At 42.9% G+C, this 20274-nt stretch carries 21 protein-coding genes; 1 reads left to right on the top strand and 20 read right to left on the bottom strand.

Features of this window, described 5'->3' with window-relative positions:
* The first annotated feature begins 8 nt into the window (after positions 1-8).
* A complete protein-coding gene (locus tag MN210_RS06490; RefSeq protein WP_241879609.1) occupies positions 9-344 on the top strand; it encodes a hypothetical protein in 336 nt (111 codons plus the stop codon).
* A gap of 59 nt (positions 345-403) precedes the next feature.
* Here the strand turns inward: MN210_RS06490 and MN210_RS06495 are convergent, their stop codons facing one another.
* The 20 genes from MN210_RS06495 to MN210_RS06590 form a co-directional block, all read right to left on the bottom strand.
* Entirely contained in the window at positions 404-1084 is a 681-nt protein-coding gene (locus MN210_RS06495) for a hypothetical protein (protein ID WP_241879610.1), read from the bottom strand.
* Entirely contained in the window at positions 1068-1406 is a 339-nt protein-coding gene (locus MN210_RS06500; protein WP_241879796.1) for a hypothetical protein, read from the bottom strand. Before MN210_RS06500 ends, MN210_RS06495 begins: the two co-directional genes overlap by 17 nt.
* Before the next feature lie 2 nt (positions 1407-1408).
* On the bottom strand, positions 1409-1930 hold the full coding sequence (locus MN210_RS06505; RefSeq protein WP_338412794.1) for a hypothetical protein: 522 nt from the start codon (positions 1928-1930) through the stop codon (positions 1409-1411).
* A gap of 230 nt (positions 1931-2160) precedes the next feature.
* The gene (locus tag MN210_RS06510) at positions 2161-2898 is read right to left on the bottom strand and encodes a hypothetical protein (RefSeq protein WP_338412795.1); all 738 of its coding nucleotides are present in this window, start codon (positions 2896-2898) and stop codon (positions 2161-2163) included.
* The gene (locus tag MN210_RS06515) at positions 2895-3749 is read right to left on the bottom strand and encodes a hypothetical protein (protein WP_338412796.1); all 855 of its coding nucleotides are present in this window, start codon (positions 3747-3749) and stop codon (positions 2895-2897) included. Before MN210_RS06515 ends, MN210_RS06510 begins: the two co-directional genes overlap by 4 nt.
* A 2-nt stretch (positions 3750-3751) precedes the next feature.
* A complete protein-coding gene (locus MN210_RS06520; protein ID WP_338412797.1) occupies positions 3752-5563 on the bottom strand; it encodes a hypothetical protein in 1812 nt (603 codons plus the stop codon).
* Between the two features lie 9 nt (positions 5564-5572).
* Positions 5573-8932 carry a defense against restriction DarA-related protein gene (locus tag MN210_RS06525; protein WP_338412798.1) on the bottom strand — a complete coding sequence of 1120 codons (3360 nt, stop codon included), beginning with the start codon at positions 8930-8932 and terminating at the stop codon, positions 5573-5575.
* 83 nt (positions 8933-9015) lie between these two features.
* The gene (locus MN210_RS06530; protein ID WP_241879620.1) at positions 9016-9300 is read right to left on the bottom strand and encodes a hypothetical protein; all 285 of its coding nucleotides are present in this window, start codon (positions 9298-9300) and stop codon (positions 9016-9018) included.
* Between the two features lie 9 nt (positions 9301-9309).
* Positions 9310-9978: a hypothetical protein gene (locus tag MN210_RS06535; RefSeq protein ID WP_338412799.1), complete on the bottom strand. Its 669-nt coding sequence runs from the start codon at positions 9976-9978 to the stop codon at positions 9310-9312.
* On the bottom strand, positions 9978-11603 hold the full coding sequence (locus MN210_RS06540; protein ID WP_338412800.1) for a hypothetical protein: 1626 nt from the start codon (positions 11601-11603) through the stop codon (positions 9978-9980). Before MN210_RS06540 ends, MN210_RS06535 begins: the two co-directional genes overlap by 1 nt.
* Before the next feature lie 11 nt (positions 11604-11614).
* Entirely contained in the window at positions 11615-12286 is a 672-nt protein-coding gene (locus MN210_RS06545; RefSeq protein WP_241879625.1) for a hypothetical protein, read from the bottom strand.
* Positions 12283-13185 carry a hypothetical protein gene (locus tag MN210_RS06550; protein ID WP_338412801.1) on the bottom strand — a complete coding sequence of 301 codons (903 nt, stop codon included), beginning with the start codon at positions 13183-13185 and terminating at the stop codon, positions 12283-12285. Before MN210_RS06550 ends, MN210_RS06545 begins: the two co-directional genes overlap by 4 nt.
* Positions 13182-13703: a hypothetical protein gene (locus tag MN210_RS06555; RefSeq protein ID WP_338412802.1), complete on the bottom strand. Its 522-nt coding sequence runs from the start codon at positions 13701-13703 to the stop codon at positions 13182-13184. The genes MN210_RS06550 and MN210_RS06555 overlap by 4 nt, the downstream gene beginning before the upstream one ends.
* Before the next feature lie 11 nt (positions 13704-13714).
* Entirely contained in the window at positions 13715-14335 is a 621-nt protein-coding gene (locus MN210_RS06560) for a hypothetical protein (protein ID WP_007395053.1), read from the bottom strand.
* A gap of 76 nt (positions 14336-14411) precedes the next feature.
* Positions 14412-15047, bottom strand: coding sequence for a hypothetical protein (locus MN210_RS06565; RefSeq protein ID WP_338412803.1), 636 nt, complete (start codon positions 15045-15047; stop codon positions 14412-14414).
* A gap of 1 nt (position 15048) precedes the next feature.
* Positions 15049-16521, bottom strand: a complete 1473-nt coding sequence (locus MN210_RS06570) for a hypothetical protein (RefSeq protein ID WP_338412804.1) — start codon at positions 16519-16521, stop codon at positions 15049-15051.
* Positions 16505-16834, bottom strand: coding sequence for a hypothetical protein (locus MN210_RS06575; protein WP_241879634.1), 330 nt, complete (start codon positions 16832-16834; stop codon positions 16505-16507). Before MN210_RS06575 ends, MN210_RS06570 begins: the two co-directional genes overlap by 17 nt.
* A 446-nt stretch (positions 16835-17280) precedes the next feature.
* Positions 17281-17820 carry a hypothetical protein gene (locus tag MN210_RS06580; protein ID WP_338412805.1) on the bottom strand — a complete coding sequence of 180 codons (540 nt, stop codon included), beginning with the start codon at positions 17818-17820 and terminating at the stop codon, positions 17281-17283.
* 81 nt (positions 17821-17901) lie between these two features.
* Positions 17902-18798: a hypothetical protein gene (locus MN210_RS06585; RefSeq protein ID WP_338412806.1), complete on the bottom strand. Its 897-nt coding sequence runs from the start codon at positions 18796-18798 to the stop codon at positions 17902-17904.
* Between the two features lie 34 nt (positions 18799-18832).
* A complete protein-coding gene (locus MN210_RS06590; protein WP_338412807.1) occupies positions 18833-20206 on the bottom strand; it encodes a hypothetical protein in 1374 nt (457 codons plus the stop codon).
* Positions 20207-20274: the final 68 nt, after the last annotated feature.

Consider the following 20274-nt stretch of genomic DNA (forward strand, 5'->3'; position numbering starts at 1 on the left):
ATCTAATCATGCAATTAGCAGCAAAACTTTGTAAAGTAGGATTCATTAGTTGTTTTTGGCTAGCTAGTATGCCGGCTATGGCGACAGAATGTTCTGATATCTTATATGGGTATGATGAGGAAAATGAATGCGAGACTCTTATTCAGTCAGAAATGTATTTACAAAGCACATTAGGAGAGCTTGCTGATAAAGGCATGCTTACAGACAGTTTAATTCAGAAGCAATCACATTGGATAGAGTCAAGAAATACCGAATGTAAAAACGACATTCAGTGCACATATGAGAAGAACTTTAGCAGGGCTGATGAATTGAGGATAAAAGCTAAAATAGCTCTTGGCGGCTGATATATCTAAAATAAAAAGGGTCGCAACACCTATTGGCATTGCGACCCCCTAACACAAAACTACTGTATTGTCAGGCAGTCTAAAAATTTGATTGCGTACCCTGCTATCAGTGTATCTTTGTCAGTACCGTTGATGACTCGACGAGCGTTTTTAAACTGCTCAAACGAACCATATCTTATGTATCTTGATAGTGATTTGCCAGTAAAATGACCTTCCAGCATACCAATGATCATGATATCTGCTGCATGTTTTGGGTCTAGTGCCAGTTCAGGCTTATTCACAAAATCAACGCCTAGCAACCTGCGCATCAAGACATAGTTTGTTAACCAAGTTAGCTGCACATAACCGCGACCATAGTAAATTGGAAGTAAATCAGAGTACCTGCCGCCATGGATATCAATACGACCACCATAAGGCCTACCACGGCCTTTGCCGTATTCTTCGATGGGCCTCATGGTTCTTGCTGTTTCATGCCAGGTAGTAGCTAGCATATAAGCAAAATAAAGCGGATTAATAGCATTGCCTCCGTATTGGTTGCAAGCCTCTAAAATACTATCAAACCCATTAACCTGGGATTGCTTTAATGGTCCAAAGTGCTTAGCAAGTTTGCCCGGCTCATAGGTAAGTCGCTTGCCAGAATCAGTCAAAGATTTTTGCGAGTTCAGACCCCATAATCCATCGACTTTGGCACCAGCCTGCACTTGCAATCTCTTGATATTCTCTCTAATTTTTGCTGTCATTTTCTTTAAATTCTCTTATCTTACTTTTAAGCTTACTAACTGTTTTGGTGCTGCCCGCTATATCAAGCATGAGCACTGCCATTGATAAGACAAGCAGTGTCCTCGCTAAAATTGTATGTTTTGAAGGCACAAACACCGTACTACCAACATCAGCCCACAAAAGCCCCAGCCATATAAATGCGTAAAGCACTATCAAAGTCGAAGTTGATTTGCGGTTAGTGCAATATCTGCCACTAAACATAACAACTGCGCACATGAACAATCCAAGGTACGGTGTTATATTATTAATGACTTGCAAGTTGATGATGATTAGATGTTCCATCTCTATCCTTTATCTCCATTTCCCTTAGTGAAGATGTTGGCCAGCCATGACACCCTGCTAATTAAGAGCTTACGTACTGAGTCTTGGAGTTCTTTATCACGCTTTAAGTCACCTAAGTTGTTGATAAGTACCACACCTGAAAATGACATAACCAATGCTGTCATCAGCATAACTTCAATCGGTGGGCTTGCAGCATCGGTAAGCGCTGGCAATAAAACGAACGCTCCAATAATCCCACTAAAAAACCCGCCAGCAAGATGAAACATTTGTTGCAATACAGAAGGTCGCTGCTCCATATCACTTGTATAAATATCAGTAAGCAAAGAGGCCACTGAGCCAACCATGCTCAATAGCAATACAGCAAAAAAGAACACCCAGATTGGGATATTTAGATACAAGAAAGTGCGGGTTTGATTGAGTTGATCCGTAAAAGCCACTGCACTAGCAGACGCACTAAATATACTTGCTACCGAGCTAGCAATTAGCCCGATAGTAAGCTTTGCAGTATCAATATTATGTTGCACCCTTCACCCCTTTTCAAAAACCCAAGCACGTCTATTACCGACGTGCTGTTAAAATCTTAATGATAGCGTCTAGCCTTTTGTACAGTCCCAATTGGGCTGTTGTGTCTCTCTCCATTATCTTTGAGCGATAGTCAAACGCCTGCGACCTATCATAAAGATCCACAAAGTTTAGACTCATTTTAAGCGCTTCAAACATGCTCATTTGGCCATGTTCCATTAGTAAAACAATGTCACTCAACAATATATCGTGCAAGCTGTCTTGCATGCCCTCGTAACTCAAAAAGGGCTTGAAATCGTGCTGGCGTGTATTCGCCAGCAACCTCCCCAATGACTGTAATGCCCTTGTTATCAATGCTGGTATCAACGTAATGCGATAAGTTGGATATGAGGCTATCAAACAATTCAGCCAGGTTATTAAAGTTAAACTCACTAAGATCACTGATAGTTTTGGCCCGTTCTAAAACCTGTTTGTTCAACTCATTTTGGGTTAAGCTATCGTCTAGCTTGTCCCAAACCATATCACCACCCACAATGCTGCTGATATTACCGAAAAGCTGACAAGCCATAAGGCCGCAAGTCCAATCAAACAAATTTTCACATATCGTTTCAAGCAAGCAGACATGAGCACCTCTAATGTGTTGTACGCCTATTTGAGTCTCTTCGTCTAAATGCTCTTTTGGCACCAGTGATTCGACTGTATCAACCAGGTATTCGCTTAAATTGCTTTTAGCTGAATACTTGTTCTGAGATAAGGCTTGTTGGTTTAATAAAAAATAATAACGCTCTTGCACAGTTAGTTTGTCGGCCAAGTCTGGATAGCCGGTAATTAAGGTTATTAGTGCGCTAATACGCTTTTCGTTAAAACGCTCTGGTATTTTCGCAACTTCCATAGCCTGACCGATTGTGAGATCTGGCATTGGCACTATATGTTCAAGCAGCTGTAATTGGATTACTGCAACGTCTGTCATTTCTTACTCCCGTTAGGTGATGCTCTTAAATTTGCTATATCGTATTTATCCCAAGCGGTTAGGGACAGCAATGTTATTTGAACCTTGATCGCGATTCTGTCACCGTTTTTGTTCATCGGCGCCGTAATAGGTGCTGATAAGCTCTCAATAAACATAGGCTTATATGTTTTCCCAGCGTATTGAAACTGCACAAGCGGAGGTATGGTCGATGGAAACATACCATCAGCACCCTCACTAAGCGCACCCACCACTAAAGACGCATCTGATAGCTTTCTAGGTGATGCGTATTGCTGTAATACGTTCAATGCGCGCTCAACTTCCGAGGCTGCATCAACCCACGCCTGAAAAACGAGCGTCCCACTAATACGTACTGAGCTTGATGAAGTATAGACTTGACGGCTATTAATCTTAGTAAACGTAGACTTATCTTTTAGCCCAAGTAGCTTGTCAGCAGCATCGCCGGCAACACTCTTAACCGCGCTGTCATCCGCTATTTCTGAGTCCAAGTTAAAAATACTATACATTGATGCGGGTAGTTCCCCCGATTGAATCATACCCATCATATTGGGCATCCGCCCTTCTGGGTTCGATGTTTCAAAGGGTGTTGAGTACTGAGACTCAACTGTAAACTCACCATCTTCAAATAGCGCAGCAATAATGGTATTACCTTCAATGGGGTTATAGGTCTGTTTGCCCTGGCCGCCTTCCACGTTATCTTCAGATACTGGCCGTATCTTAGCGATCAGTCGCTCATTTAAACCTTTATGCAACCAAGGCACGCCAGATCCTACTACTACGCTTGTCTTGGGCTTGCTTGCATTATCCGCCGGCTTATTTGTATTTTTTTTCATAGCTAAACGACCGCTTTAGTTTTCTGCAAACTCTCAATAGCTAAAGACACCAGTAAGTCACGATAATGTTCAAGTGTATCTTTGAAAATCTGCACAAGATCAGGCCTATCTGCCTCTTCAATCTTGCCAGCCAGCTCTTTTGCAAAGTCACTATCAAATCCCAGTGGGTCAAAGCTGCTTTCTGATACTTTGTCGCTAAGGCTTTTAACCTCTTCGCCAAGGTAATCAGTTTCGTTTTCTTTATTGCTTACTAGACCTAAATCCTTACGCAACTGCATAATCTTTTTAAGCGCTTGTAGCTTTTGCAAATTGCCTAATGTTTTGGCGTCTGATACGACTGATTTAAGCTCTTTAATCTTTTTAAGTTTTTCAAGCGGTGTTAGTGTCATTGAGTCGAACATATCTAACCCTTTGTTGTTACCGTAAATACTTTGAACCTTATCAACTGCATAGTTAGCAGCGTCTTTGGTACTAACAGGTGGCGAACCAAATAAATCATCAGCGAGGCCGTGTTGAGATTCTTTTTCACAAAATTCAGCCATGGCTTTGAAAAATAACCCCATCTTCTTTGCACTACGGTTATTGGTAGCAATAAACACGGCTATTTCGGCCACACCTTCTGCCAAATCACTAAACAAGCCCATTTGTTTAACATACTCTGCAACATCTTGGTTGTTGTCCTTAGCACTCATAACCACATTAGCTGCGTCAATGATTGCGTTTGTAACCTCGTCATCAAGACCCTTTTCGATGCTATCTACAATGCCGCTTGATATATCTTGAACATTGCCACGGCTTATGGCTTGTGCCTCAATAAACTTAGGCGCGGCCACGCTCAAGGCGTTTAGTACGTTTTGTAGCTCTGGTTTTGCGTCGTCGGCCATCATTTCTGTTAATCGCTCGTCATTGTAGGCCTTGCTAAAAATAGCGGCTTTCATGCGTGCCACCAGCGCTTGTGTTGGCTTACCGTCCTTAGTTGTGTATTGAGCCGCCTCTGTATCGCCTAATTGCTTTAAAAAGGCGACAACGAAGTTATGGTTACTTGATGCCGTTAAATCCCCGTTTTCACTTGGATTAAATAGCATGAGCATGTGGTCATCTAGCATTTTAGCGTCCGTCTTGGCTCGCTCTGTTGCACTGTATGACAGCTTGTCGTCCTGGTTGGCCTCAATAGCAAACTTAACTCGATCAACCTCGCTGGTTCTAATCCTAATCAGTATTGGCCGTTTAAATGCTTCTACATCTTTGGGGCTGAATCCCAGGTAGTCGGCTTCATCAATGAGCCAATCCCTATAATCATCGGCTGTACCATTGTCATAAGCCATAGCTATTGCCATAGTTCGGCCGTTACCACTTTCCACGGCCACATCATCACCGACAATAGGTGCCCCGCTATCAGCCCTGCCAGAACGCCCTAAGCTTTCAGGGTCAAGATCACGTGATACTTTTTGTACCCATGCGATTGATGAGTCACGGCCACGATCACGTGGCTGTAATTCTTGCGGATATATTGGGTTTTGGCTGCCGCTTGCTGTGTGACTAGCAATAACGTTATCAATTTCAGTTATGGCTAGGAGTGTTGATACCCTGGTTCCTTTTGCTGTTTTAACATTATTGTTGCGGCCTTTAATAATCTTGTTTACCTGATTAGGCTGGCTGTTTGAATTATCTGATTTAACAGATAAGCCAAGATCAGCTCTAAGCTGCATAACTCTTTTTATTTCATCAAGGCGCTTTAACCCATCAAGGTTTTTAGCGTCTGATATAGCAGCCTTGAGCTGCTTCACCAGTTCTATCTTCTTTAAAGGTGTCATGCCCGCCCCTTATAAGTCTGATGATTCTTTATCAACTGCGCTTAATACAACATCTAACGCTTGAGTAAATAGCGGGTTGTGTTCGTCTTTTTCGCCAATAACTGTCAGCCTATCAAGGTCAATATCATCGGTACTTAAAGAGCCATCGATGATTGAATTTAGGTAATCTGTATCATCTTGGCTATAGGCTGTTTCTGTTTGCTGCATCGCATGTCCTTGTTTGATATCACTGACTTCTTGTTCACCGCTTTCAATGTCCTCAGGGGCATTTACTGTGGCTACATTTTGTTCATTTAAGCTCCCGACATCTTGATTCAACCAGTTATTGGCCTTTTCAATATATTCAGGTAAGTCATTGGTATATTGATAATCGACAACTTCACCATCTTGTGACCATTCAATGGTAAAGTCATTAGGTGATTCCTTTGCGGACTCTCCATCATAGTTTTTGAACTTGCCTTCAATTTCAACTCTGCGGTTAGATACTTCTTTAACCGCTTGAAATACGCCTAATCCGGCATGCCTTGGTTCGATAAAAGTTGTAAAACCAAAAGATTCAGCAAGTTCATTGAGCTTTTCTAAACCTTTTTCCGTCAACACTTTTCTAGCTTCCCAGCGCTCAGCATTCGCCATAGCGTCCTCGTCATTATCGGCATAAAGTGCATAAGGGTTTTCAGGGGAGAAAGTTTCAACATCAGATTTCGGAACTTCTTTTGGGTCAAGCTCACTAGTGATAGATTGCTCTTTTGCAGTCTTGTCCGTAGTACCTACAAAGTTGTCCTCGACCTGCTTAGAACTATTACCTTGTTCTATTACTTCTAGTATTTCGATGTTTATCTCATAATCATCTTCAATAGAATCAAACATATTGACTTCATCTGTAGAATTTGGCTTAATTATCTTAGTGTCTGAGTCACCCCCTGAATAGTTATCAGGGATCGGTTGCTCAGACATTTTTTTCTCATAATCATCTTCAATAGAATCAAACATATTGATTTCATCTGCATATTTTGATTTAATATTATCAGTGCCTGAAGCAACCCCTGAATCGTGATCAGGGATCGCTGTTTCAGGCATTTTTATATGGTCAAATTGTGATGAAAACTTAGGCACCAAAACATCATAATGAAGCAAGCCGTTATTATCCTTCTCAATTACAATCTTGATTGAAAGTAATTCGTTATCCAATCTGACTTTATTTTCAAGATGGTAGTAACCTACAGTACTGCGCTTTTTATCCATCTTTTTGTTTTCTTGCCAGCCATTATCAGGTAAAGACGCTGTCTCAATAATATTTTTTATTTTTGGTACAAGCTTAAGCTTGCGTGTGTCACCACTAAATGCCATAAACTCTTTTATACTTCTTCGGCGAATCTCGACTTTCGCATTTTCACCTTCAGTAACTTTTAAAGAGGGGCAATCAACCCATTGGCCGCGCAATTGATTAAAAGCATCTTTAGCTGCTTGGCGTAATTGTTTTTTTCCTTCCGGAGTATCTGGAAACTTGCCTAGCTCGAAGCCGCTCATCTGTAGCACATCGCCACCGGCATCCGATACATAAGGGGTTTCAGAAAAGTAGGTTTCAACATCAGATTTCAGCGCTTCTTTTGGTTCAATTTGACTGGCAGTCGTAACTCCCTCATTAGCTTTTTTCGAGCTACTAACAAGAACATCTAAGTAAGTCTCATAGTTACTTAGGTTCACAGTTTTATAGAATCCCGATGGCTGTGTACGCAATACAACCTCATTCTCAGCTATGTTTAACCCAAGGTTTTCAAAGGCAACAGCTCGGTTATCCTTATAACCAGTTCCCACAATTTTTGAGGGTCTTATTTGCTTGTTTACCAATTTGTGTAGCTGCGACACCGACTCTTTTAGATCATCTTGTAGGCTTTGAACTGAAAAACCAGACTCTTCATTCGAGTTTATTTTTTCTTGGTGCTCACTTTCTGATATGAACGACACTCCCATTGAGGTAAGTTGTGTTTTTAAACTCTCAATCTTCTGTTTAAGCTTGGTTTGTGCGGCAGTATCTAAAATCCCCAGGCCTCTTTGTACGCCATCTAGCAGTCTCTTTTTGTATCTAGGCTCAATATCCAGGCTATCTATATCAATGCTGTTAACCTGAATATTCATATCTTGCGAGCTATCATCATTTGTTGTTTCTGTCGTATCTTTGTCTGCCTTGCCTTTATTCGCTTTCATAGCAGCGTCAATCTGATCTTTTAAGCTGGCAATATCGTTATCTAGCTGCTCAATAGTTTGTTTCTTCTTCTCAATATTGCTTTGAGCTTCATTGATATCAGCGTCACGCTTAGCTTTGCGTTCTTGAGCACGTTTAAAGTTTTTGCTGTTTTTGCTGGCAAGCAACATCATTTGTCGCGCCAGGGTTGGGATCTTCACTGTTTGACCGTTTACTGGTGACAAAATAGCAGTTACGTCGCGTTTGTTTAACAGCCACTTCCAGCTAACCATCATATCGCCTGCCAGCAATTTGCTAGGCGTGCTATCAGGGTTGTGGAACCAAATAGATAGTTTTTGGCCGTCCGATAAATCAAACACAAAAGCAACGTTTACCACGCCACCACGTTTAAATGGCTTGGTTTGAGTGACATTGGTTACAGATAAGGTTTCATTTGAGGCTTGGCTCATTGCTCTAAATAAGCGATCTTTGAGCATTGGCAAGCGGTTGACCGTCTCCATGATTGAGTCGAATTCAGCTTCTTCTGCCTCTGAGTCAATCAACGCTTGCTGTAAGTCAAACTCTTGTGTCAGCTCTTTAAACGTGTCAGCTCGGATCATATCTGTGTATAGATTGGTTAAGCTGCCACCATGGCTTGATAGGGTTAAGTTATCCCATTGAACACCATTAAAAGCGGCTCGTGTCGCCTCTTCGTATAGCTCTTTTGATGTGATGATTGGTAGATAGTGCTTATCTTGTGAGGGGTTATTTAGTAGCTTAGAAATAGCATCAATTGACCACGCCCCATCATCTGTCATGTGATCAAACTGCATGTTATCGGTATAACCAACAACAACACCATAATCAGCGCCTAAATGGTCGAACTGAGTGGTTGCTAGTGATAGTGCGTGCTCTTCATCTAAAGCACCACCAATGGCCACTGAATCGACGTAATGACCGCCATTTTCAAATAAGTTAACTACATGCCATTTATCATCGTTGCTGCCAGCTGTTGAATCAAAGCCTAATCCATCAAAGCCTGTTTCATCGGCAATTAATGCCAGCATATCTCGGTATTCGCCTTCGATAAAACCAGTTTCATAGCGGCTATAACGTGTTTGCTCATTACCGTATAAATCTTCTGTTAATTGGTTGGTGTGTGCTGCACCTGTTTTAATATAAGACATGATAAATAACCCTATTACAATAAAGATAATAGGGCTATTTTGTCATTAATATAAGATTGTGTTTTAGGGGTGTTCCCAGGCAGCTATTCTTCTGTTTCTGGTGCGCCAATTCGACTGATCCATACCTCGTTAACGCCCTTGTTGAAAACGTCCTCTACCGTTAGATAGTCTGGGTTGTTAATGTCACGGCCTAGCATGCCAGGGTAACTTAAATTGGTTACTTTAAATGGCTTGTCGGTGCGACCACGCTTAAAGCGGCCAATAATTAGCCCATTTTGAGTTGAGGGAACCTGGGTTGATTCCGTCTTGTCGTTTACGTCGCCTCGCTGCACGCCAACAGCGGTTGAAATAATTTTAGTTTCAATCATGATTAATCCTTAGCTTGAGAATGATAAAGGTCTTAGTTTTTCAAAAGTAACCGGTATTTCTACCAATTCGCTTCTGCTACTTGCTGATAATTCAATGCTTGCTGACTTAACACCAACTATCCATGATTCCTGAACAGCAATTCTTCTGGGATCATTGGGGTTTAACAATGCCACCGTTAGCTTAAACGCATAGTTTTTTGTTTCGTTCATTGTTCCATCGTTGTTAAACGCAAGCCTGCGACAAGCTTTGTATGATTTAGAGATATCGCCTTTGGCTGTTTCGATAAAGGTGATGTCCATTTCACTGCTTGTTTGTTGGGTTAAGTAGTTCGCCTGGTAAGATCCAGCTTGATAGCTTTCAGACTCATTAGAACCTAACGACAATTCAGCATTAGTCGCAAGGTAGCTAAGCGTTTGATCTTTGAACCAGGGTATATCGCCTTTATGACCAAATATATTCTCTATCTTTACCCTGTAAACCGCCTTAATCAACGCCTTATGAGCTTTAACCCTTCCATAAATGCGAGCGTACTCTTCTAGTAGGTTTTTGCTTACAGTATTATCAACTGCACTACCCGTTTTTTGAGCTGCATTACTGACTAAGTTGAAGGCTGTTTCTCTAAAGTCATTGCCAGCCGTAAAGTCATGGTCGATTAACTCGCTAACTAAATCCAGCATTACTCGTCATCCCAAAACATATCATCATCCACATCATCATCTACCGGCATTTCCTCACCTGGCATCGGCTCTTCACCTGGCATGCCAGCTTCTTGGCCCATTAGTCCGCCTTGCTCATCTGCCGGTCTGGCTGATAATCCTGCTGCCACACGCTCTGCTAGATTAATATCGGCCCCAAACACATCCTCTAGCATTAATTGGTTGGTTTCCTTGTCAAAGCCTAGTTCACGAAGGCCGGCAAGCGATTGGGCTACAATAGCGAGCGTATTAGCTCTATTTTGCTTGTTATTAAGCATTTCAGTAGCGGCGGCTGATTGATCCGAGTAAAAGTCAAACTGCCAGGGATAATCTTGAGGTTCAAACCATTCGTTATACTTAATACCCCAGTGTATGCTCATTAAGTGGTTAAATGCGTCAATACAAGCCTGTCTGATTAGCATTGACCGTCTCATAACTTGCGCTGACGTGTGAAAAGCTGCACCATCGCCCAGGCCACCTGCCAGCATATCGGCCCAGCCAATTAGTGATAGATCCATACCCAGGCCACCGGCTAAGCGACGTAAGTTGATCATTAATATGCCTTCATTCAGTGGTGCTACGCGCTGTGCTAGGTCGCCTACTGACTGAATAACTTGCTTTTCGCCATACTGCGGTAGTACGTGGTATTTTGTACCGTACAAAGCCTCACCGCCGTCAAACGCATCTTGTATCTGATCTCGGTATGACTTCAACATTTTAGTTAATGAGCTGATATAACCTTGACGTTGTTTGGCTGGCATGCCTTCCATATTGAGCGTTAAAAAAGCCTGTTTTACGCTGTCTGCAATTTGCTGGTTGTTAAGGCCAGCACGACTAATGGTTACGTCTCTCCATGCGTCCTCAATAGGATATAAGAATGAGCCGCCTACCTCTGACGGTAGGATTGGGTTGTCGGATCTTAGGTCATAAACAAGCGTTGTTCTATCCTGCCATACATCTAAGGCCATTTGCGGTATGTTCTCAATACGAGGCATTTTAACTCTAAGCATTTGTTCTAATGATAACTTGGCAATAGTACGCTGCTTATCTTCATCTTCTAAGGCGTGAAAGCCAATAGTGCGCCCTGCTTGCTCAAACGGCATGATTAATGAAGGCTGGGTAAAGCGGTTATTCATTAAATCAAGCACGCCTTTGCGCTCGTCTGTATAGATACGAGCATAGCTATCACCATAAGCAATAGCCTGGCGTGCCAGCGAGAATACATGACGGTTAATGATAGGTGCGATATGTTTAGCTTCACGCTCAACCTTTTTTCTAAGCTCTTTGGCTCTGCGGCCGCCTTCTCTGATGTGATCGCTTGGTGTGATAAAGATCATATCACCGGTTGACTCATGGCCGCCTAAAGCTGCGGTAACGTGCAAGCTTAACGCCTCTGAAACTTGAGGGTCTGCCTGCATGATTTCCCACATCGTATAAATCTGTCTGCGAGTACGCGGCTGCTTTGCCTTGTGATGAAAGGTGCCAAGTTCAAACGGATTGGTAGCCTCATAACTACGATCCACGTCATCAATGGTAGGCATTTGCTCTGACATTCGAGCTTGCCTATCATCAATTAAAAAGCTTGCTAGACGTTTTCTAAAATTCATTATTTATGCCCTTATCTTGGCCCAGAAGTTGAGCTGCCACCACTTCTAACACCGCCGTGAACGTGGCCTTTTAGTGATATACCGCCACCAACCACATCATTACTTGCTGACATAGTGCCTTGAGTTGTGATATTGCCTTTAGCCACCATGGTTCCATCGGCGGTAATGCCGCCATTGGCTGATATATTACTGCTAGTTGAGACATTGCCCTTAACAGCCATGGTTCCCGACGTGTTTTGGTTACCGGTATGGTTGATTTGAGCCTTAACATTCATATTGTCGGCCGTTATAGTTACCGTACTGGCATCAATGGTCACGCTTTGGGCCTGCATTTGTATCAGGTCTTTTGCTGTCAAAGTAATACGAGCTCTTGCCAGCAATTCAATGTTTTGCTGTCTTATGCGGCGAACATCAACTGCCGCTTGGCCACCGCCATGGCGACGGTAAAAAGCAATCACTGGCATTGATGTGTCGCCTTGCTCAAAGAAAACCCATACGTCGGCGCCTGGTAGTAATTCACGCTCGGTATCAAAATCATCATCACCGATTGGATAAGCTAACATAGCAGTAATACCCTCCGGCACCCCATCGGTTAGCCCAGCTATTGCTACATTGGCCGTTCTATTGGCCTTGTCATAAGACACTAGCTTAGCTGGGTGAAAATATGGTGATATTACGCTCATTTCTCGCCCTCTAACTGCGCAAGCCAAGCTTGAGTGGCCATTATCGGCCTGCCACCTAAAGCCCCAGTATCGTAACGATGCGCTGCTGTTAAAACCACCAGGCTATCTTGGCCATAACCGTCATCAACGGTTACCACACTGCCAGCGTTTAACCTATCATCAAGCTGTCTTACCATCTTGGCTTTAGTCACTAAGATACGACGCAAGTTTTGTAACTCCCTGGCATCTGCTCTTGGATAATAGCCTACTTGCTTGTTGTTAAGTGGTGAGCCTAAGATATCCGATCCGTTATCATCAACTGATAAAAAGTTAGTGTTACCATGCGATAAAACATGGGGGTTATCTATCCACTGTAAAGCACTGCGATCGTATATAAGCGACTCACCTTTGAATAAATCATTAATGCGAGTAACAGATATTTCACCGTCGCTATACATAGTTACAGCTGCTTCTTTTTGCAGCGATATTGCTATTCTTTTTGTCGGTAATTGGCCCTTTAAGCATATAAACTGATTTAACTTGATATCGCTTTTTAGTCGTATCTTTGCACCCAGGACCCGATAAACCTCGTTAAAGCTTGTATCGTTTAGTGACGTGGCCCTACTAGCTACGCTTAGCAGCGGCTCGCAACCCGATAACACAGCAATAATAATTAATCCGCCTACACGCTTTCCAGCCTTAACCGCCTGCATATTTATATGCTGTGATTTGACGATCGTTAAGCTGATGCCGTCGCCAACTATCAGCTTATCGCCAATACCCAATAGTCCTTTTAGCTCGTCGGTAGCTTTAACTACCATTTCAAGAGATACTGGCACCGGCACCAAGTCAGTACGATATATCGCACTAATAAGGTCGCCGCCGCCAATAGTTGAGCCGTCAGATAGAACTATCCTCATTTCCACCAGCCGTTGTAATTAATCTGAATGCTTTGAAAAAGATCAATCGTATTGTTAGTTTGGTTTTTACCCTCAAGATCGGCCGTACTATCAACGCTAAAGGGGTGTGTATTAAACGCCTCCCTCTTCATTTCTAGCATAGCTTCTCTGTGGTTTTGGTAGGCCTCACTTGAGCCCATGCCAACCGGCTGAACCCCTAAGTTTTGAGCGCCTTCCATGCGTTTCGCTTGCATAAGGTCGCATCTAGCCACAACAACAGGCCTAATAATGCTCCATTCGTCGTTGTAGATATTAATTGCGCTATCAATAAGTAACGTATAGGTATCATCTTTATCATCAAGATCATACGCACGTAACGCACCACCCCATGCCAGGTAATCGCGGCAAACATCAGTAATAATACGCTCTACATCACTTTCAAGAAGTGAGTAGCCGGTCGTATATAGATCTTCATAAAATCGAGTGGCGATACTCTTAATATCGCCCTCGATGTAGCTATCTTGTCTGCTAGTAAACATACAGGATTACCTTAACCAAAGATAGTTGTACCACCAATGGTAGAAACTGGTTTGTAGCCACCAAAAGCATTTAGCGCGTTGGTTAACAAGCCAGCCAGTTTGTTAGCAGTACCGGCGCCAATATCACCAGTTTGGCCAAAGTAGTTATAACGGCAAGTTACTTGCACCTGTAAAATCTGACTGCGGCTTGCTGAATCAATCTCACCACCACCATCAGGGAAGGTAATAGCACAGTCTTTAAGCAAGTATTCAGTCTTACCTTTAATCTCGTTACCATCGGTAGCGAACCCATCATAAACACGCACCAGTGGGATCTCACCATTGTGTTTAATAACGATATCTTCTGCAAACTTAGCAATGGTGCCTGATTCGGTTTCAATCATGGTCCACTGGCCTTCAAAGTTTGTTTTAGGCGGCGCTGTAACGTGGGCCTGGAAGCCGTAAGCATAATCTGCGTCGGCTGGCTCGTGGTTAGTGATCATTGGGCGCTGGAAGTTTTGAATAAGGATATAAAGGTTTTCGTAACCTTCTGGTTTACAAATTGCGTTACAAGCAAGCATAGCTGAACCCAAAGATTTGGCCAGCTCGTGCATTTGTGAATAGGCTTGCAAGGTAGGTGATGAACTTTTCATAAAAAAACCCTAGTCAATAATAAATGATAGGGTTATTTTGGCATTGGAGAGGTAGTATGGTTTAGGGGTGTTCCACCTAAAAAGGCGATAGATAAGCCACATGATAGCGATAGCCACCAACCGCGACAGCAGCATCAACCTGGCTGAAATCAACAGAGACAGCAATTTCAGGTACGATATTCCAGGGAACCAGCTTTTCTAAGACGGGGGCAATGTCAGAAATATCGCTATTGTTGTCATCAAGGGTTAATGCAATACGCACACGGCTAGTCAAAAAAGAACCTGGCATTTGTTTTTCACTTACCGCCATTGGATAAGAGCTTGCCAGCTCTTTTGAATGCCAAAGCCTGAGCACCCTGTTATTACCTGGGAACAACATGTCTAAGACAAACTGCAAAAAAGCCAAGCCACGGCCACTGGCCATAGCCTGCCAGCTAGATAGAATTGTAGACATGATATCAGTTGATAACCCATCTGCGTCTTGTCTCAAGATCACTAGGCCGTTAAGCTTACTGAATCGCTCAATAACAACTGGGCTGCTTTCTAGCCATGGGGTGCCATAGCTATTCATATCAACCAAGCTTTCAAGCTCGTATTCTTCAATCAGCTTAGTAAAGACACCTGCAATGGCCTCATCAAGCTCGTTTGCCTTGTGGCTTTCTTGCACCGTTCTAGTAAAGTCGGTAGCTTGTAAGTTGCTTATTTTACCCATTCTACAAAGTCCAAATAGCTGTACCAGTATCGGCCGTTCTTGTCATATTGATAGTAATACTATCTTCTGTGATATAAGCCCATTCATGCGGTTTAATAGGGTTTTCAGCGGTATCTTCTGTTAAGACTGAAAAGTCGCTAATACGGTCTTGGAAGGCTGTAATATCACTTCTGATCTTAATGGCAATTTCTTGCTTATTAAAACCGTCTGGATTGTGGTAGCTTGATGATAGCGAGCCTTTACCAAAGTTTTCTAGCAGCAACTCTTTGATTTGAGTCTTTACTGAATCCATATCATGCACCGTTGCTAAGCGGCCAGCAATGGTGATTTGATAGGGTCTTTCTACAACCTCTTTGATATTAACCTTTCCATCCAATAGCGAGTCAGCATTAGCTACCAGCTTTTTAATATCCTCTACCAGCGCCTTTTGCTCAATCTTGTTTTTAGCTACCACGGTTAAAAATAGATGGTTGATTGCGTCCAATGAGGCCCCGTAGTGCTTCTCATTGATCGTCTCGTTCCAAATGGCCATGTAATCAAACCGCTGCATAAAGTGCTTGCGTACTAAAAAATCAAAGTTACCCATGAAAACGGCGTTATGGTCATACATTGACGGGTAGCTGGCAAGTAGTCGCATTTGAGCCACGCTTAACGGATCTGCGCCGGCTCGAACAAGATCACCGGCTTTGAAATATAGGTTTAACTTGCTTTCCTCTGACTCGTAAATCTCACTCAAGGCCGCGCTGCTTAGGCTTGATTGGTCAACATACCCATAGCTTTGAGTGATTGCGATCTCGTAGGTATCACCGGCTTGTACTGTCACGCCGGCACGTTCGGAGTCGCCAAAAACAATGGTTATATCCTCAAGGTTATGGCTTTGTAGTGTATAAGCCGCCTGGCCCAAACCGGCGTTCATAAACTTGGGCGTGTACTGAAAACTCATACCCAAAGTTGCGTTATAAACTGACAAACTCGATAGATAGGCGCCGTCGGTTGTTGATACGTCTAGGCGATAAAAAGACTCACTAACAGGTATATTAACCTCAATATGATTAACAGTGCTTTGCTCTGCTAGAACCTTTTTGGTTTCATGGCCGTTTAAAGTTGCGGACGACATAAGCCGCCATTGTCTGCCCGTACCGTCCTCAACTAAACGGCCCTGGCTCAAACTAACCTTGCTATTCCCATTGTTCTCAATAGTTAGCATGTGCTGGCAAGGTGTAGCAACTGGCAATATGCCCTTGTTAATGGCATCTGCAATGATTGTGCTTTGCTTGGATTTAATAAACGGCTCTGTAATATTTACCGCGTTATCACGTGATAGCCATAATACAGTCTCCACGATAGAGGTCATCATGGCCCTTACCGTGGGATCGCCAGCTCGCCAGCGCTCTGCAACTTCTGGGTAGTCGTTTAAATGACTATCTATACTTGATAGTATCTTTTTCCTTAATTGGTTACTGGGCACTGACATTGTAGTAATCCTGGTCGATATCGGTTATTGGGTTATCGTTTAATTGAATATCAATATTGCCAATAGATAAGACAACATTAATCCTATCAAAGCCTACTGTCTCAACAGATATGCTCAATTGTTCTTCATCCAACGTATCTATTATCGGTATATCGCGCCTTAGTTTTCTCAAAAAGTCATCTGCCGTATCAGCTGACAACTCTTTTAATAACATGGCCTTAGCATCGGCGCCGTAACCTTGAGCAAAGTAACCGTTAGGCGGCGTGTCCAACCAATGAATAATCATCTGCCTAATGTGTTCGGCGGTAATCATTTAATTCGCACCTCGGATAATGGGGTATTGGGGTCTGGCAGTCTTATCTTGGATCTTGTCTTTTTGGCCTGGGTTATAAGCTTAGACGCATCAACAAATCTTGAGTTCTTGATGCAAACTAACAGCATGTCAAGCCATACAAAAAACGATCCTAGAATGGCCATAATAACAAGCAAGCCAGCACCACCAATCCCCCATGACTGCGATATAACCATGACAGCATAAAAACGCCATAATAAGAACATAAGCAATATTAAAAGCGGCACGCTCAACAATAGGGATTGACGCAAGGTTTGACCGATAGCCACGGCCAATGTATTGCTGTCAATAACCTTGTTGAGTAGCTTTAACCTGCTAAGGATATCTACATACAAGTAAAACATCATAATCATTAACATACCGCTTAAAAAAAAGTCCACTATATAGGCGTTCTGCATACCATTACCTTATGCTGCGTTTTGCTGTTTTACTTTCTCTAATTGAGCCTCAAGATCTTGTTTTTCTTTGGTTTTAACGGCAATTACTTTATCTAGTTCCACCGACTCTTCTAGCAGTGATTTTAACGTTTGCGCTTTGTTGGCTGGCGCTCTATTACGCTTAGTTCTTGTTACCTGGGCGCGAGCTCGTCGGGCACTAAATGCCTTTTGGCCCTGGTTAATAAGTTTTGCGATCTCGTCAACCGATGCGTTGAATGACGGCTTATAAGAGTTATCAAAGTCGCCGGTAGTCGGCTGTGTTTTGCTGTTAATATCAATACGGAAAATATCCAGCCCATCCGGCTGATCTGATTCAGGGGCTTCACGAATATAAAGCTTTACAACCTGGCCGCCGTCTAAAGCGATGTGAATAGGCCTGGCACTAGCACCAGATACCCTCGATACTCTTAAAACATCAACAACAACAACTTGCTGCCTAGCTGTTTTAGCTAAGCGCTTAACAAAGTCACTGACAAGCGATGTTTTTTCTGTGATTTCTGACAGTTTCATAAAAATAACCCCAAACAAATTAATTGATTGGGGTTATTATCGCTTGCTGTTAGCTCTGATTAGCTGGGGTGTTCCAACAAATTACATGCCAACACTGCGGCGGTAGTGGCTTGCTTTTAGCCCGCGACGCATATTGCGTGCTTTTTGTGGATCAATGTTATAGATATTGCGCTGTAAGCCTTTAGCAAATGACATCATACGCTTACGAACCGCTGAACCCGTGGTTGATTTTCTGCGAGCTTTTTTAAGGGCTGCTTTTTGAGCTGCACTTAAACGAACCTTGCCTCTAATACGCTTGTTAACAACCTTGATTTTACCATCACGTACCGCTTTGACAGCTCGGTATGAAATAGTCTTTCCATTAACTTTGCGAGTGGTCTTCTTACCAGGGCGTAAAGGTTTTCGGGCTGCGTCATACATGCCTTCATCTTCTTCTTTCATCATTGCGTCATAAGTGGCTTCGTCACCGTATGCAAAGATTGAGATAAAGTCGTCTAGCTCGTCATCGGCTGGCATGTTCTCTAAGATAACTTCTGAGGCTGTTTCGATTGCCGCATCTGCAATATCAATATCGCTATCAAAAACATCGTTAATCAGGTCCTCATCAACGCCCAAAGTGCTCATGGCGTCTGCAATATGAGCTGACAAGACGGTTTTGACAGTTGGGTCAATCTCGTCGTCGTCATCTTCTGGGTCCTCAACAAACACTTCAAGGATTAGGCTGTCAAGAAGTTCGCTTGGTAGTAATTCCTGATCCTCAAAGTCAACCTCTGACATGATGCCTGCCAGCATAAACGCTACTTGCAGTGCTGCTAAACGCATTTGAGTGGTTGAGTGTGCGGCAATACGTTCATCAATTGGGTCAAAATCAATAGATTCTGCCGCTTGTTTGGCGCTGTTAGTTGCGTCAAATTGCGCCTCTTGACGTTCTAACATGCGATCCTGGTTACGCTCGATAATATGGCTTGATACTAACATTATTTATCTTCCTTTTACTGATCAATAAACTGCATTACTTAGTGATTGTGGTTTCAAAGTAAACTTGTCGAGCACAACCCTCTGGGCGTTTAACAAGTCTAATATCAACTTTTTCAAACGGGTTATCTGCTCGTGGTGCTACCTCTAGGCCGTATAGCTTGCCTGATAGCTCTGCTACCGGCTGTAACAAGCCAGCTGAGCTACAAGCGTTCAAGAAGCGACGGATTTCTGCGTCTGCGTCGTTTACGTAACTAGCCATGCCTTTAAGTAAGTGCTTTTTAGCAATGCTAACTACTGCGTTATCAACGTAAGTGGTAATTTCAGATGCGTTGATTAAGCGTAAAGCGCTTGTTTTACTATCGTATTGAGTAATAGCGTCACCATAAATCCAGCGATCGCCTGCATCAAAGCGTTCATTCAATACCACGTTCACGCCAGCTGATGCCAGGGCGTTTTGGGCCTCTTCATCAAGGCTAACGCTTGGCATGGTTTCCATATCACGGAAGCTAACAGGGAAGTCATAACCGGCAACAGGGCGGTTAACAGGTGGAATACCAGACGCATTAGTAAGGGCGTTACGAACAAGTAATTGGCCTAGGTAATCGCCTACACATGGTCGCCATTTTTTGCGTGATAGTACGCTTGCGCTGTTTGAAGGGCGTGATACGTTCGGGTTCCAAAAAACCCAAAAACGGTGGTCTTTAATGTTGATAGATTCAGCAAGTGCCGCGGCTGCTACCCAGTCATTGATCTTACCCAGGTCCAGTAATACGTGACAGTTAAGCTTATCCATTACCTTTGTTGTGGCCTCAATGACAGGCATGTCATCGGTTGAACAAACAACAATGTAACGTGGGCGTTCACGCATATCAATTAAAGTACGTGTGATCTGCTCGGGTGTTGGCTCTACAACCTTGCTGGCTGGCACGTCAATGACAATTTCAGCCTTGCGGTAGGTACCGTGGTCTTTTAGGGCCTTAACAGCTTTCAGTGCATCTACAACCTGAGCTGCGTTATCTTTAGAATAGGTCGTTTCGACTTGTTCAAAGAAGTCATTGCTGCTATCTAATGCACCATGAAAATCAAGCTTTTGCGTGATGTATGAAAAGTCATTTGGATAGTTGTTTTCAAGCTCGTCTGCGCCGCCGCCAGTGTATAAACGGCCTTGCAGTGAGGTGATCATACTATCATCAACTTTATCAGCAAATGTAATGTCAAATAACAGATTATTTAACGGGTCATTTGCTTTAGCTGGTGTCTTATCATCAACTACTTGAATCTTGGCCACGACGTTGTGGTCAAAGCCGTATTCAGTAACAAGCTCGATAGTTGCTAATGCCTTACTTTCCTTGCTATTGGTGATAGTAACGGAAGTAGGCAGGATATTAATAAACAGTTGAGTTGCCATAAAAAATGCCTATATTGGTGAATATAGGCATAGTATAGAGTTGGGCTAACAGTATTGTTTAGGGGTGT

The organism is Psychrobacter raelei (assembly GCF_022631235.3).
Lineage (GTDB): Bacteria > Pseudomonadota > Gammaproteobacteria > Pseudomonadales > Moraxellaceae > Psychrobacter > Psychrobacter raelei.